The sequence below is a fragment of the Alteromonas sp. LMIT006 genome (assembly GCF_024300645.1).
GTDB lineage: Bacteria > Pseudomonadota > Gammaproteobacteria > Enterobacterales > Alteromonadaceae > Opacimonas > Opacimonas immobilis.
Map to the genome: position 1 here is coordinate 280,126 of NZ_CP101291.1, position 14,456 is coordinate 294,581.

Annotated in this window: 12 protein-coding genes; 2 read left to right on the forward strand and 10 right to left on the reverse strand. The window is 43.1% G+C overall.

Annotation, left to right across the window (positions count from 1 at the left end):
• Window positions 1–206 precede the first annotated feature (206 nt).
• The 4 genes from NLG07_RS01330 to rnr all read right to left on the reverse strand — a co-directional run bounded on the left by NLG07_RS01330 (window position 207) and on the right by rnr (window position 4,304).
• On the reverse strand, window positions 207–665 hold the full coding sequence (locus NLG07_RS01330) for a hypothetical protein (protein ID WP_254855894.1): 459 nt from the start codon (window positions 663–665) through the stop codon (window positions 207–209).
• Window positions 666–808: 143 nt separating this feature from the next.
• Window positions 809–1,228, reverse strand: a complete 420-nt coding sequence (locus NLG07_RS01335; RefSeq protein ID WP_254855895.1) for a hypothetical protein — start codon at window positions 1,226–1,228, stop codon at window positions 809–811.
• Complete coding sequence (gene rlmB / locus NLG07_RS01340; protein ID WP_254855896.1) at window positions 1,212–1,961, reverse strand: 23S rRNA (guanosine(2251)-2'-O)-methyltransferase RlmB; 750 nt, start codon at window positions 1,959–1,961, stop codon at window positions 1,212–1,214. The genes NLG07_RS01335 and rlmB overlap by 17 nt, the downstream gene beginning before the upstream one ends.
• A gap of 6 nt (window positions 1,962–1,967) precedes the next feature.
• The gene (gene rnr / locus NLG07_RS01345) at window positions 1,968–4,304 is read right to left on the reverse strand and encodes a ribonuclease R (protein WP_254855897.1); all 2,337 of its coding nucleotides are present in this window, start codon (window positions 4,302–4,304) and stop codon (window positions 1,968–1,970) included.
• A 222-nt stretch (window positions 4,305–4,526) separates the two neighbouring features.
• Here rnr and ubiD point away from each other — a divergent pair, with 222 nt between their 5' ends.
• Together ubiD and fre are read left to right on the forward strand one after the other, a co-directional pair.
• A complete protein-coding gene (ubiD, locus tag NLG07_RS01350; protein WP_254855898.1) occupies window positions 4,527–6,020 on the forward strand; it encodes a 4-hydroxy-3-polyprenylbenzoate decarboxylase in 1,494 nt (497 codons plus the stop codon).
• 11 nt (window positions 6,021–6,031) lie between these two features.
• On the forward strand, window positions 6,032–6,721 hold the full coding sequence (gene fre, locus NLG07_RS01355; protein ID WP_254855899.1) for an NAD(P)H-flavin reductase: 690 nt from the start codon (window positions 6,032–6,034) through the stop codon (window positions 6,719–6,721).
• A gap of 83 nt (window positions 6,722–6,804) precedes the next feature.
• Here fre and NLG07_RS01360 read toward each other — a convergent pair whose 3' ends face one another.
• The 6 genes from NLG07_RS01360 to NLG07_RS01385 form a co-directional block, all read right to left on the reverse strand.
• The gene (locus NLG07_RS01360; protein ID WP_254855900.1) at window positions 6,805–7,014 is read right to left on the reverse strand and encodes a cold-shock protein; all 210 of its coding nucleotides are present in this window, start codon (window positions 7,012–7,014) and stop codon (window positions 6,805–6,807) included.
• Window positions 7,015–7,318: 304 nt separating this feature from the next.
• Window positions 7,319–7,816 carry an acetolactate synthase small subunit gene (gene ilvN / locus NLG07_RS01365; protein WP_254855901.1) on the reverse strand — a complete coding sequence of 166 codons (498 nt, stop codon included), beginning with the start codon at window positions 7,814–7,816 and terminating at the stop codon, window positions 7,319–7,321.
• Window positions 7,816–9,534, reverse strand: a complete 1,719-nt coding sequence (locus NLG07_RS01370) for an acetolactate synthase 3 large subunit (protein WP_254855902.1) — start codon at window positions 9,532–9,534, stop codon at window positions 7,816–7,818. The genes ilvN and NLG07_RS01370 overlap by 1 nt, the downstream gene beginning before the upstream one ends.
• Before the next feature lie 235 nt (window positions 9,535–9,769).
• Window positions 9,770–10,267 (reverse strand): DUF4442 domain-containing protein, encoded by a 498-nt coding sequence (locus NLG07_RS01375; RefSeq protein ID WP_254855903.1) that lies wholly within the window; start codon window positions 10,265–10,267, stop codon window positions 9,770–9,772.
• 24 nt (window positions 10,268–10,291) lie between these two features.
• Window positions 10,292–11,857: a tetratricopeptide repeat-containing sulfotransferase family protein gene (locus NLG07_RS01380; protein ID WP_254855904.1), complete on the reverse strand. Its 1,566-nt coding sequence runs from the start codon at window positions 11,855–11,857 to the stop codon at window positions 10,292–10,294.
• 78 nt (window positions 11,858–11,935) lie between these two features.
• Entirely contained in the window at window positions 11,936–14,416 is a 2,481-nt protein-coding gene (locus tag NLG07_RS01385) for a TonB-dependent receptor (protein WP_254855905.1), read from the reverse strand.
• Window positions 14,417–14,456: the final 40 nt, after the last annotated feature.

Genomic DNA, 14,456 nt, shown 5'->3' on the forward strand with positions numbered 1-14,456 from the left:
TCCGCTAATAAATTACGCCCAAAACGGGCTATTAAGCCGCTAAAACCCACAAAAACCCTGAGGTTTGTGCAAATTTTAGACCATACCCCATAAAAAGGGCGCGCAATGATAACAGATATTTACAGACGATGATAGTGTTGATTGCAATAAAAAGGCCACCATTGCTATGATGGCCTGTCAATATAAGAAAAGATTGGTATGAGAGTTTACTTTATGTCGAAGTACTTATCGTCAAAGCCTTTGAAGGTTCTTCTGGTCTCTGCTACCCAAATAAGATTCCCGTTAGGGTCTCTCATTAACGTGTAAGTTACCTCGTACTCCCAGATTAACCCATTCTCACTTCTGACAAATTTATATGTTGCTACATCCCCTTCCTCATTAAAAATACTAGGAAAAGGAGGTGGAGCAGAACCTCTTGTCATTTTTTTCATTGGTTGTGCCGAATAAGTAACGGTACTCGAAAAATCTAAAACTGTAGCGTCACCACTTAATTCAACCAATTCATTAATAAGAGATTCTGGCAACCAATTTAGGTCAAGCAGCTCCTGTAGACTGTATTGTTTAACCAGTTTGCCTTCAACAATAGAGCCACCTCTATCATAAATATCGGCGACCGCACTCGATGTTAAAAATAATAATGTAATAATAATAAAATAATTTTTCATAATATCTCTATCTATATCAATTAAATTTTTTAAAATATTACACTTGTTCATAATAACAAGAAATTCGATATTATCGTGGGTATTTTATCTGTCAACATAATGGATTTCATCCATTTTCTTCATAAAAAACCCCGAAGGTTTTGTTAAACTTTCAGAGGAATTTTACATACTATAGACATTTGTGATTTGAGGTTTTTATCCCCACCGTTTGGCTCGGCGACGCAATGAAAGCACCAACCTAGAGCCAATAGAGCTAATGCATCAGGTTCTTTATCCGGATTCAGGCAGCCGTGATGTCTAAATACTAGATTATCGATACCACCAGAACTTGAATACCTTATTACCATACAGTTAATTCCAGTGGCATTAAAGGCTTCGCGTGTAAAATCACTATCGCCAGTGTTTGGCACAAATCCATATGTTTTTTCATTGTTGCCTTCATAAAACGAAATACGATTTTTGTCGTTGTTGCTGCCTTCTTCAAAATCAAAAAAGTCTAAGCTGAGAATATCAACCAAATCAGCAAATACAAATTCGACACATGAATTATTTAAGCCCCCCACGCTGCCGCACCACTTCATACAAACAGACCCCTGTCGCTACGGATACGTTTAAACTAGAAACGGAGCCATACATTGGTAGTTTAATCAACTCATCGCATTTTTCACGAGTTAAACGACGCATCCCTTTACCTTCAGCGCCCATCACCAAAGCGATAGGTCCTTTAAAATCACAATCATACACCAGCTGAGTGGCTTCCCCTGCTGTACCAACAACCCATACTCCTTGGTGTTGTATATCGACCAACGTCCGCGCAAGATTAGTGACTTGGATCAGTGGAATCACATCTGCTGCGCCACAAGCGACTTTGCGCACAGTGGCATTGAGCGTAGCCGACTTATCCTTTGGCACAATAACCGCATCGACACCAGCAGCATCTGCTGAACGAAGCACAGCACCGAGGTTATGCGGATCGGTCACTCCATCTAAAACGAGTAAAAAAGGCTTTTCGGCCTGTGCAATAATTGTATCAAGGTCATTTTCATTTAAAGGTTTCGCCGCGATAGCTCGTGCTAGGACACCTTGATGCTGTTCACCTTGAGCTTTATCATCTAGCGCCTTGCGCTGCGCAAACTGCACACTGATACGATGTTTGCGGGCAAGATTAACAATATTATGCAGACGCTCGTCATCGCGACCTTTGGCGATGAATATTTCTAGAATCCTCTGTGGCTCTCGCTGTAAAACAGATTCTAGTGCGTGAATACCATATAACCACTCATGTGACTGTGCCATATTAAATTATCTCTTTTTATTGCGTTTAGATGCTTTGTTTTTTTTCTTTTCGCGGGTGCTTTGCTTCCGTTTTTGACCTTTACTGGTTCTAGAAGGTGAGCTTCGCTCTGCATCAGAAGGTTTACTGCGTTTTGCTTTACGCGGTTTTTTACCACCTTTCGTAATTGGCTCATCTAAGATCAAATCAATTTTGCGTTCATCCAAGTTAACCGATGCCACTTTGACTTCCAATTTATCACCTAAACGGAATACTCGACCAGAAGCCTCTCCTACAAGTGCTTGGCGCACATCGTCAAAATGATAATAATCATTACCCAGTGCAGTCACATGCACTAAACCATCTATACCAAACTCGAGTAAACGAACAAACAAACCAAAATTCGTAACAGACGACACCACAGCAGGGAATACATCTCCCACGTGATCTTGCATAAACTCACATTTCAACCAATCAGCTACATCTCGTGTTGCTTCATCAGCACGACGTTCCGCCATCGAGCATTGCTCGCCCAACTGCTCAACTTCTTCATGGACGTATTTTTTGGCACCGGTAGTGGCTTTTTTCTGCGCCTTAAGCACTGCTTTTATCGCACGGTGAACCACCAGATCGGGGTAACGTCGTATAGGGGATGTAAAGTGCGCATATTCTTCTAAAGCTAGGCCAAAGTGTCCAATGTTTTCGCAATCATACTGAGCTTGTTTCATGCTGCGCAACAACATGCTCTGAATCACCTCGGCATCCGGTCTAGCTTTGATCTTGTGGATGATTCGGGTGAACGCACGTGCAGAGGGTTCTGCTTCGAGCTGATGCGCAACGCCGACTTCATTGAGATACGTGGTAAACGACAGTAAACGGTCGCTATCAGGTTTATCATGGATACGATACAGTCCAAGGGCTTTGTTCTTTGTTAATAGCCGAGCCGCACAGACATTGGCCAAGATCATGCATTCTTCAATGAGTTTGTGCGCATCATTACGGACTAACGGAACGATATGTTCTATTTTGCGCTCCGCGTTAAAAACAAATTTGGTTTCTCGGGTTTCAAATTCAATTGCGCCACGCCCATCCCTAGCGCCTTTCAAAATGCGATAAATATCTTCTAGGTGTTTCAGATGCTCTACAAACGCCGAATAGCGCTCAACAAGTACTTCATCACCTGACAAAATACCGGCGACTTTGTTGTAGGTTAAACGCGCATGAGAGCGCATGACCGCTTCATAAAACTCAAACTGTGTGACTTGTCCAGTAAGGTCTACCTGCATCTGGGCAACCATGCATAAACGCTCAACATCAGGGTTTAGTGAACATAATCCGTTGGACAAAGCCTCAGGCAACATGGGAATGACTTGCTCAGGAAAATACACCGAAGTCCCTCGATTAATAGCTTCCTGATCCAAAGCAGTTCCGGGTCTGACATAATAAGAGACATCTGCAATGGCGACATATAATTCATACCCTGTAACTATGCCTTCTTTACAAATAGGCTGACAAAAGACCGCATCATCAAAATCACGCGCATCTTCACCGTCAATGGTCACTAATGGTAAGTCTCTTAAATCTACTCGGCCAACTTTTGCTTCTTCCGGCACAGACTCCCCATAAGCTTTTGCTTGCTTAGTGACGGCTGGTGGCCAGACATGAGGAATATCATAAGTACGCAAGGCCATTTCAATTTCCATCCCTGGCGCCATGTGTTCGCCAAGGACTTCAGTTATTTTGCCTACCGCAGAGGATTGACGACTGGGGCGCTTGATAACTTGCACCACTACGACATTACCCTGTCTTGCGCCTAAGGTATCTTTCGCACCAATATAAATTTCATGACCAATTCGTTGATCATCAGGAATGACCAAACCCACACCGTGTTCGGTAAAATAGCGACCGACAATGGATTCTTCGCGTGGCTTAATAACGCGTGTAACACGCCCTTCCGTTTTTCCCTTTCGGCCTGAGCCTTTACTCACCACCTCGACTTCATCGCCGTGCATCAGCTGCTGCATTTGTCCTTGGGATAAGTACCAATCAGGCTCATCTGAGGAAAATGATACAAAACCAAAACCATCGCGATGACCAATGACTCGACCGACCATAACGGCTTCCGCTGCAAGTAATTCGTATTTTTTTTGCCTATTGAATTGCAGTTGGCCTTCTCGCTCCATTGCCCGCAGTCGGCGTTGAATACCAACTTGCTCAGCATCGGAAGTAGCATTAGCTAAATGACAGATATCGAGAAAACTAAGAGCCTGATTGGCCCCTTGAATCAAGGCTAGTAAGTGCTCACGACTAGCTACAGGGTTTTCATATTTGACCTGTTCACGTTCAAAATAGGGATCGTTGGACATTCAATCACATCGTTCTTTTTAAGTGGTTCAATTATAACATGCTGACGGTGTTTAACGCACCAGTTCAATTTGATCCCTTTCAAACTCTTGCTGTTCTAAATTTGAGTTTGCCTAACCGGTCAATCAGTTTATTCCAAATTATTCAGGGTGAGGATGATCAATAAAGGTATTGCTCTGGTATAATTGACCATAATTAACCTAAAACTTTGAATAGGTTTTGTAATGCAATACAAAGATTTACGTGATTTTATCGAGCAATTAGAGGCTCGCGGTAAATTACTCCGCATCAGCCAATCCATTGATACGGATCTGGAAATGACCGAAATTGCTGACCGCACCCTTCGCGCTGGGGGCCCGGCGCTGTTGTTCGAAAATCCCAAAGGTCATGATATGCCTGTATTAGCAAACTTGTTCGGTACCCCTGAACGCGTCGCAATGGGTATGGGCCAAGACAATGTTGAAGCACTGCGCGAAGTGGGAAAATTACTGGCCTACCTCAAAGAGCCCGATCCACCCAAAGGCATTAAAGATTTGTGGAGCAAACTCCCTGTCTTTAAACAGGTATTAAATATGCCAGCAAAAGTGGTACGCAAGGCGCCTTGCCAAGAAGTTATCCTAAGCGGCAATGAGGTTGATTTGAGTAAAATCCCCGTCCAACGTTGCTGGCCGGGGGATGCTGCTCCTCTTATTACTTGGGGTTTAACCGTCACCAAGGGGCCACACAAAAAACGTCAAAACTTAGGCATCTATCGTCAGCAAGTTATTGCCAAAAACAAAGTCATCATGCGTTGGCTATCGCATCGAGGTGGGGCTTTGGATTTTCGCGAATGGTGTCAACAACACCCTGATAAGCCATACCCAGTTGTGGTTGCGTTAGGTGCAGATCCAGCAACCATACTCGGTGCAGTCACTCCAGTTCCAGATACACTATCTGAATATGCCTTTGCTGGACTATTGAGAGGCAGTAAAACCGAAGTAGTCAAAGCAATCAGTTGTAACTTACAAGTACCAGCTCAATCTGAAATTGTATTGGAAGGTCATATTATGCCCGGAGAAACGGCTCCTGAAGGGCCTTACGGTGATCACACCGGCTACTACAACGAAGTAGATGAATTTCCGGTGTTCACTGTGACTCACATAACAATGCGCCAGAACCCAATTTATCACTCAACCTATACTGGCCGACCACCCGATGAACCAGCCATATTGGGTGTAGCGTTAAACGAAGTTTTTGTGCCTATTTTACAAAAGCAATTTCCTGAGATTGTGGATTTTTATCTACCTCCGGAAGGTTGTTCATATCGTATGGCAATCGTCACAATGAAGAAGCAATACCCTGGACATGCGAAACGAGTGATGTTAGGTGTTTGGTCGTTTTTACGTCAGTTCATGTACACCAAGTTCGTGATTGTATGTGACGATGATGTCGATGCACGCAACTGGGAAGATGTCATATGGGCGATTACCACTCGTATGGATCCCTCCCGTGATACGACAATGATCGACAACACACCAATAGACTATTTAGATTTTGCCTCACCTGTGTCAGGCTTAGGCTCCAAAATGGGTATGGATGCAACGAATAAGTGGCCTGGTGAAACCGACCGTGAGTGGGGTGAACCCATCGTAATGGACGAACAGGTCAAAGACAAAATCGACGCAATGTGGGATGAACTCGGGATCGAAGCCCATTGCCAAACCCCTTCAAAAAGGTAACCAATACTTTGATGCAACTCAACTTAAAAACTATAGAAAACGTCGGCCATGACGTCTACCGTATAATTTTGTCTGCAGATGACGAATTACACTATTTTGCGGGCCAGTATCTACTGGTGCATATGGGCGAGGATGATGCTCGTCCTTTTTCTATTGCAAGCAGCCCAAGTAAAGATAAATTTATTGAATTACATATTGGCGCAGTACCAGAAAATCCTTATGCGTGGGATGTAATCGAGCGTTTGCGAACTCTTGGTAATATTCAAGTCACTTTGGCTAACGGTAATGCCTATTTACAGCCTCAAGAGGACAAGAACATTGTTTTGATAGCTGGTGGTACTGGGTATTCTTATCTCAAATCCATCGCCTTTGAAATTGCAGAACAGCAACTTGATGCGCCTGTGCATATTTTCTGGGGGGCCAAACAAGCCAGCCAATTATATGAATTTGATATCATGCAAGCGTTATGCGACAAATATGATAATTTCTATTTTCACCCAGTCGTTGAAGAAGCTGAAGCCGATTGGGAGGGTCAAACGGGTTTGGTTCACCTTGCAGTTATTGAACAAATGCAATCACTAGCTAGTGCCCAAGTCTATATTGCAGGGCCCTTTCCAATGGCAAAAGTTGCTAGAGAAGACTTTATGAAAGTAGGCTTGAAAAAAGCTTGTTTATTTGGGGATGCTTACGCATTTATCTGAAAAGGGATATAACTCGGTACTTAAACATGTGAATCTTTGACAGGCTTACAACAGCTAAGTACCGAGGTTTTGAATGATATCAATTAGACGCTAACAACGTTTGCTGCTTGCAATCCTTTTTGACCTTCTTCAATTTCAAAAGTTACCTTTTGACCTTCTGGTAAGGTTTTATACCCTTCGCTTTGAATAGCACGGTAATGCACGAATACATCCTTGCCACCATTGTCTTGAGTAATAAAACCATAACCTTTTTCGGCATTAAACCACTTTACAGAACCTGTATACTTTGACATATCGTCACCTTGTAACTAAATAACTAACCACTTGCTAAAAATGCACTGCGTGCATACTTGCGTTCCATGTATTCATATCAGGTAATTGGCGATACCTGTTCCACATATAACACAAGTCTTTTGCCTGTTTCGTTATTGTAGACGTCAAAGGCCTATCAATCAATTACATATAAAGTCTAACACTTCATTTATATTTATAAAAGTCTGAAGGTTAATTATTTATCAATATGAATATTGATTTATGTCAAAAGATTGTTAACCGTACAATAAATATACAAAAATTTAATGCCGAAATCCTGAAAAGTTACGGTGTTAAAGCTCTTTCACCACGTGCCAAACCACAAATACCCGTGCGCGCCGACTCAATAATCGTCGCATTGTGAGACAATGTAGCAATAAACGCGTCCAGCTTTTCTTTCGCCCCAGTCAATTCTAAGGTGTAGTTGGTTGCATCCACATCCAAAACTTTTGCCCTGAAGATATCTACATTACGAATAATTTCAGAGCGAATTGCTTCATTATTAGCAACGACTTTTACTAACATTAATTCACGCTCAACGTGCGCTGACTCTGTCAAATCCGTTACCTTTAACACGTCAATCAACTTGTTCATTTGCTTGATGATTTGTTCATTGACTTTATCGTCTGCGATGGTAGCGATCGTTAAACGCGACAAGCTCGGATCATCCGTATTGGATACGTTTAGCGAGTCAATGTTAAAACCTCGTTGTGAAAATACACCAACTATTCGCGATAAGGCGCCAGGGGCGTTTTCCATTAATACAGAAATAATACGTTTCATTAGGTACGCTCCGTTTTACTTAGGCGCATGTCATCCATTGCACCATATTTGATTTGCATAGGATATACGTGCTCGTTTTGGTCAACGGCGATATCCATAAATACCAGACGGTCTTTTTCGGCGAAACAACGCGCCATCGCATCATCTAATTCGTCCAATGAATCTACTTTAATACCAACATGACCATAAGCTTCAGCTAGTTTTACAAAGTCCGGCATCGAATCCATGTAAGAATGTGAATGACGGCCTTTGTAAATCATATCTTGCCATTGACGTACCATACCCAACGCACGGTTGTTCAATGAGATGATTTTGATCGGCAAGTTATATTGTAAACAGGTTGATAACTCTTGAATGTTCATCTGAATCGAGCCATCACCTGTGACCACTACAGACGTCGCATCCGGATGTGCAAACTGGACACCCATCGCCGCTGGTAAACCAAAGCCCATCGTGCCAAGCCCACCAGAATTGATCCAGCGACGCGGTTTAGCAAAAGGATAATATAGCGCTGCAAACATCTGATGTTGACCAACATCTGAGCTCACATAAGCATCACCATTGGTGTGCTTATACAACGACTCAATGACTTTTTGTGGCTTGATGACCTGACTTTCTTGATTAAACGACAAACACTGCTGAGCGCGCCATGAATTGATTTGTTCCCACCAATCGGCTTGTTTTTCAACTTGCTTGCTCAAATCTTCATTGGTAAGTTCTTCTAAAAACTGCTTCACCACAACGTCAACGGAACCCACTACCGGGATATGTGCATTCACTGTCTTAGATATTGAGGCAGGATCGATGTCAACGTGAATGATGTTCGCGTTAGGACAGAATTTTTCGACGTTATTCGTTACCCGATCATCAAAACGCGCGCCGAGTGCAATGATACAGTCTGAGTTGTGCATGGTTTTGTTCGCTTCAAGCGTACCGTGCATACCGAGCATACCAACAAATTGCTCATGTACTCCCGAAAAGGCACCTAAGCCCATAAGCGTACACGTTACTGGACAACCTAGCTTTTCAGCAAGCTCAGTTACCTCACCCTCTGCTTGAGCAGCTATGGCACCACCGCCAACGTATAATACTGGACGCTTGGCTTCCATGATGGCGTTAATGGCTTTGCGAATTTGTTTGCTATGCCCTTTGGTCACAGGGTTGTAAGAACGCATTGTGACATCGGTTGGAAACTCATACGGATGTGAATCGGCAATGTTTACAATGTCTTTAGGCAAATCAACTACTACTGGACCTGGACGCCCAGAGTTTGCAATATAATAAGCTTGCGCAATGGCTTTAGGGATATCAACGGCGCGTTTTACCAAAAAACTATGTTTTACGATTGGACGAGAACAGCCAACCATATCCGTTTCTTGGAAAGCATCTTCGCCAATGTGCTGTGAAGGAACCTGACCAGATAAGACCACCATTGGAATAGAATCCATATAAGCGGTCGCAATACCAGTTAAGGTGTTAGTTGCACCAGGACCTGAAGTGACTAAGACAGTACCAGTAATACCAGTCGCACGGGCATAACCATCTGCCATATGCGCAGCAGCTTGCTCGTGACGTACTAACACGTGCTTGACTTCGTCTTGGGCAAATAACGCGTCATAAATATCTAAAACGGCACCACCAGGGTATCCGAACACATGTTTTACACCCAAATCATTGAGTGTTTGCACCACCATTGCGGCACCAGACATCATCTTCATGAGTCTCTCCAGGTTGTTATCTTTAATGAATGTGTATTCTACGTTAGGGATTAGGAAGAATAAACACGAATAAATCAAAAAGTGAAATTTATATCCTATATATACTTAATTTTAGGATAAAAATTTTAATAATAGCGGAATTTTGTAGGTTAATTAGGATTTTTAACATTATAATTACATCGCACTAACTTAACATCCTACACGAATGAGATTTAATAGTGAATCAGACGTTTGGTTAACGCTTCTTAGGTATCCATGCCCACACATAGGATGTCGCAACAGGTTCGATTCCCGCTTCGTCGGTAATAATCACGGTGACTTCCACTTCACCTTTATCTTTGGTAAGCATCATCTGGATCTGTTCATCCGTTAACGATGCCCTAGCCTCAAGGGTACCCGTCGCCCGTTTGAGATAGTCGACGTGCATGGACTTGAGTAAGGGTAACTTATCTCCCGGTAAATTGACACCCACCACAAAACCTGTAGCGGATTCTCCCAATAACGCTGTTCCAGCGGCATGTACCCCACCAATGTGGTTTTGTACCCGTTTAAGATTGCGTTGACGAAACGTGACTGTTTTGAGATCCGTTTGCAGAATATCTTGTTTTGCAGTACCACTGAGTTTCACGGTATACCGAAATAATCGGGTCAAAAGAAACTGCTGAAACCATAGCGGTTTATCCATCAGCTTTAGTACCATTTTGCGCAATGGATTGTTGCGATGATCGGTCATATTATTGCTCTTATTATACTCTGGTTAGACCAGTCTATGCGCTTTTAAGTATTCATGCAAGGGCTCAAGTGCTGGGCCAAATTTTTTCCAACGACCAATACTCGAAGTGTTAATCGGTTCCCTTACTTGAACTTTACTTGCAGTTGAGACTGGCGTTTTATTTTGTTCAACGTGAAGGCATTGACTCTCAAAGGGCAAATCACAAAACTCGAGCAATTCTTTTACCTGCGCTTCAGGGTTAGTAGCAAGTAATTCGTAGTTTTGCACCCGAATAGCGGAGCCATAGCGCTCATGCATTAACTCAATATGCTTGCGAAACGCCACATAAAACTCACCAATACTCTGTAAATCAAATGCATATTGATAATACGGAGAGTTCAGAGAAAACATTTGGCGGTAGTTGCCAATACAGGTGTCCATCGGATCGCGTAACATGACGATGATTTTGGCCTGAGGCAACGCCGCACGAATCAAGTCGATATAAAAAAAATTAAACGGTAATTTGTCGATAAAGTGCTGTTTATCTGAAGCAATACGCTGAGTTTTTTTAATGTAAAATTGCCCCAACTCAGCCATATCTAGGTTCACAGATTGCTCAACTGTCAATGGATCCAGCACAAGTTGGCCTGGCGTTTGGGTTAATTGCTTCACCGCAATCCCAAAATCCTGTAGTTCACCACCAGACCCGACCTGAGAGTGATGAGATAAAATGCGCTCAACCAAGGTAGTACCGGAACGAGGCATGCCAACGATAAAAATCGGACGCTTAGAGTCATGACCAACCTGCATGGAAGGCAGAGACCATTGCTGACAGGCTGCGAAAATGCGCTCATCGCGTGCAAAATCATATCGCGTTTGGGTCAGTTTGCGTTGTTTGGCTTGATGCAACACTTCTAAGGCTCTAGGGTGCTGTGCCGTGTTCTGATACTCAATTGCCAAGGCATGAGCCAGGTGTAATTGAGCATCTGGATCTTGTGGTGGTGATGCCAAAAGTGACTCAAGCTCTTTTATTCTTCGCTCGTGCTGATCGTGTTTGGGCATATCCGATATGGCAAATTGCGTTGGCGGATGAGAGGGGTCGATGTGTAAGACTTTGGTAAATTGAACTAAAGCAGATTTGAACTCCCCGGCAAACTTTAATGACATACCGTAATTATAAAAATACATCGCTTTAGTATTATCTAACGCAATAGCCGCTTCAAAAAACACTCTTGCACGCTCATGAAATCCGAGTCTAGATAGTGAAACGCCTACAGTATCCAACGCATTTGGTTGCTTTAATGCAGCAACATCAATGTTATCAGCTGCCTCTAGCGCTTGATTGCTATTGCCTAAAAGCGCTTGGCATTTGCAATAGTACGCTAAATATTCTGGCTTAACGTTCAGGCTCAATGCTTTTTCAAAACACTGACTGGCTTTGTTAAACTGACCTAATTCCGAATTAATGATACCCAGTAAAAAATAGCCTTCGGCTTGTAAAGAAACATCTGCTTGCTGTTGCAAAAAAGCCACAACCAAAGGGTGTGCTTGGATAAACTGACCTTGGTTGAGGAGTTGGTTGATCTGAGACAGTGCTTGAACAGGATTCATAAGTGATAAGCATTTTTTTTAGGTATTAAAACAAAAAAACCGGCTCATTTGAACCGGTTTAACACGTACTTAAATGGTTTAAAGTTCAAACTTATAAGTGAACTTCACACCAATCTTACGCGGTGGGATCAAGAAGCGACCATAATTACGTAGCTGGTCAACCCCGTTCAAATCACCCACTTCATAGCTATTTAAACCTAAGTCACCACGATCTCGGCGGATTGAGCTGTAAGCGTACTTGTCAAATAAGTTGTTCACATACAATGACACTGCCCAGTTGTCCTCGGTAAGCGTCGCACTAATGTTACTGAGTGCGAACCCAGGAATGAGTTCACCATCAGCACGAATACCAACCTTAGATGCAACCTCATCCTGGTAAGTCAAACCATACACTAGGTCTAAACCTTTGCCATCCAAAATTTCAGTTGAATATTTAAGGCCGAATGACGCTTGTGTTTCTGGTGAGCCAGATAAGCGGTCGCCTGCTTTACCGTCATAGTAATCTTGGATCAAACCTTCTTCGGCGAGGATATCGCCAGAACGGTCGAATTTAACCCCAAATAAATACGGAGCATCTTCAGTCAATTTTGCATTTACCGATGAGAATGTTGCATAAGCAGTTAACTCATCAGTCACGATTGCACGAGCTGACAATTCGATACCTTTACTCTCAGCACCTTTCGCATTAGCCGTGATCGGTTGAGCACCATTTACTGTTGCACCGGCAACTTGGGCATCATCCCATTCAACTAAGAATGCTGCTGCATTGATTTGTAATTTATTACCCAATAACGCTGATTTAACCCCCACTTCATAATTCGTGGTGGTATCGGCTACGTACACTTGCTCATTTGGCAAGGCGCAAACGATTTGGTTTTCAATTTCATTGATGTTAGAAGGACATGCCGCCACACCATTCGCACCACCGATACGGAAACCTTCAGACAGGGTAAAATACGTCATCACATCACGGTTTACTTGATAAGAGGTATTGAATTTTAACAACGTGCCACTGTCATCGGCACTTTCTGAACCGTAATCAAGAACGATTGAGTCCTGCGCTCGGCCAGTGAATACTGTGTAGTAAAGCGGTAAATCAATCGCTGAACGCGTTTCGACTTCGTACTCATAAGCACGGAAGCCAAGCGTCACATCCCACTTATCGTTAATCTCATAAGTCGCTTCACCAAAAATGGCTGATTCCGTTACGGTTGATTCACTCACAGATAAGTATTCCAAATCGTCAGGACGATTTTGCTCGGCTCCCCAAACGTCAACTGCGTATTGCGAGAAGCCTGGAGTGAATTCTGAAGAAGAACCATCCGATTCAGCCTTGTTGTAAAATGCGCCGACAATCCAGCTCAATTTGTCCGTGTCTTTAGATACTAAGCGAACTTCCTGAGTAAAGATATCAGTGTTATCTAACTCGCGGGTAAAAGCAGAAAACGCTGGAAATGCTTCATAGCTATAATCAAGGCGAATTAAAAGGTCAGTCTGATCACGTTGACCATCTGCTTCAAACGAAGACAAACCTGTTGCGGACACTAAGTCAGCAAAACCAAGATCCGCATTCACTTCGAGACTCAATAGTTGATCTGTTTTTTCACGCGGCTCTAAATAACGGTACGCCGAGCTATATTTACCCACATCCGCTTGTGACAATGGATTGCTCTCAGGAAGTGCGTTGTAATGAGAAATAGAGCGGCCTTCAACGTCTTGATTTTGGTAAAAATATGATAATGTCGCATCAATATCATCTGTTGGTTGCCAGCGTAAGGCAGCTCGTCCTGTGAGTGTTTTTTCGCCGTTTGCGTCCTTGACTGAACGCAAATTCGCATCGACTTCAGAAGCGTTATTCCAATCTACGTCTGGAAGAGATACTCCCCCTTGTCGAACCACATAATCATAGTCGATGAAACCTGGATCATTGTAAAAATTAACCGATGCACGGAAACCTAATTCATCATTGATCAAAGGCGTATTAAAGACAAAACCGTATTCACCCCCTAAGCTATCTGATTCAGACATGGATGAGATGTTTCCGTAGACTTCGCCTTCAGTTAAATCCAAATCCACGCCTTTAGGGATGTAGCGAATTGCACCGCCTAACGTGCCCGCGCCGTATAAAGTTCCTTGTGGACCAATCAATACTTCTACGCGTTCGATATCTGTCAAACGCATATTGAGTAACACAGGAATTTCACCAAAGTAGGTCGCAACCGTGCCACCATTGGCACCTGGACCAAGTGTATTGGTGTTTAGACCACGAACAATAATAGGTGAGTCACTGCGTCCACCTTGATCTACAACGGTTAAACCTGGTACCCAGCGCGCAACGTCTTCTAGTTGGCCAATATTTTGCTCTGAGAGCGTGTCGGCTGTTAACGCTGTAATATTCAAAGGTGCTTCTTGAACGGTACCCGTACGGCGAGTTGCCGTAATTTCGATACGTTCAACTTGAGCTTCTTGCGTTTGCGCTAAGGCCACTGATGTGGGTGCTATACTTGCAGCAATAGCAGCCGCTACCAACGAGGTTTGAAACTTCGGTAGTGTTTTCATGATGTGTTTCCCTAAAAAGAGTGGATATCAAATTGATAGA

Coding starts and splice junctions, on each gene's coding strand:
- NLG07_RS01330 (WP_254855894.1), bottom strand. CDS start 665: ATGAAAAATTATTTTATTATTATTACATTATTATTTTTAACATCGAGT.
- rlmB (WP_254855896.1), bottom strand. CDS start 1,961: ATGGCACAGTCACATGAGTGGTTATATGGTATTCACGCACTAGAATCT.
- rnr (WP_254855897.1), bottom strand. CDS start 4,304: ATGTCCAACGATCCCTATTTTGAACGTGAACAGGTCAAATATGAAAAC.
- ubiD (WP_254855898.1), top strand. CDS start 4,527: ATGCAATACAAAGATTTACGTGATTTTATCGAGCAATTAGAGGCTCGC.
- fre (WP_254855899.1), top strand. CDS start 6,032: ATGCAACTCAACTTAAAAACTATAGAAAACGTCGGCCATGACGTCTAC.
- NLG07_RS01360 (WP_254855900.1), bottom strand. CDS start 7,014: ATGTCAAAGTATACAGGTTCTGTAAAGTGGTTTAATGCCGAAAAAGGT.
- ilvN (WP_254855901.1), bottom strand. CDS start 7,816: ATGAAACGTATTATTTCTGTATTAATGGAAAACGCCCCTGGCGCCTTA.
- NLG07_RS01370 (WP_254855902.1), bottom strand. CDS start 9,534: ATGAAGATGATGTCTGGTGCCGCAATGGTGGTGCAAACACTCAATGAT.
- NLG07_RS01375 (WP_254855903.1), bottom strand. CDS start 10,267: ATGACCGATCATCGCAACAATCCATTGCGCAAAATGGTACTAAAGCTG.
- NLG07_RS01380 (WP_254855904.1), bottom strand. CDS start 11,857: ATGAATCCTGTTCAAGCACTGTCTCAGATCAACCAACTCCTCAACCAA.
- NLG07_RS01385 (WP_254855905.1), bottom strand. CDS start 14,416: ATGAAAACACTACCGAAGTTTCAAACCTCGTTGGTAGCGGCTGCTATT.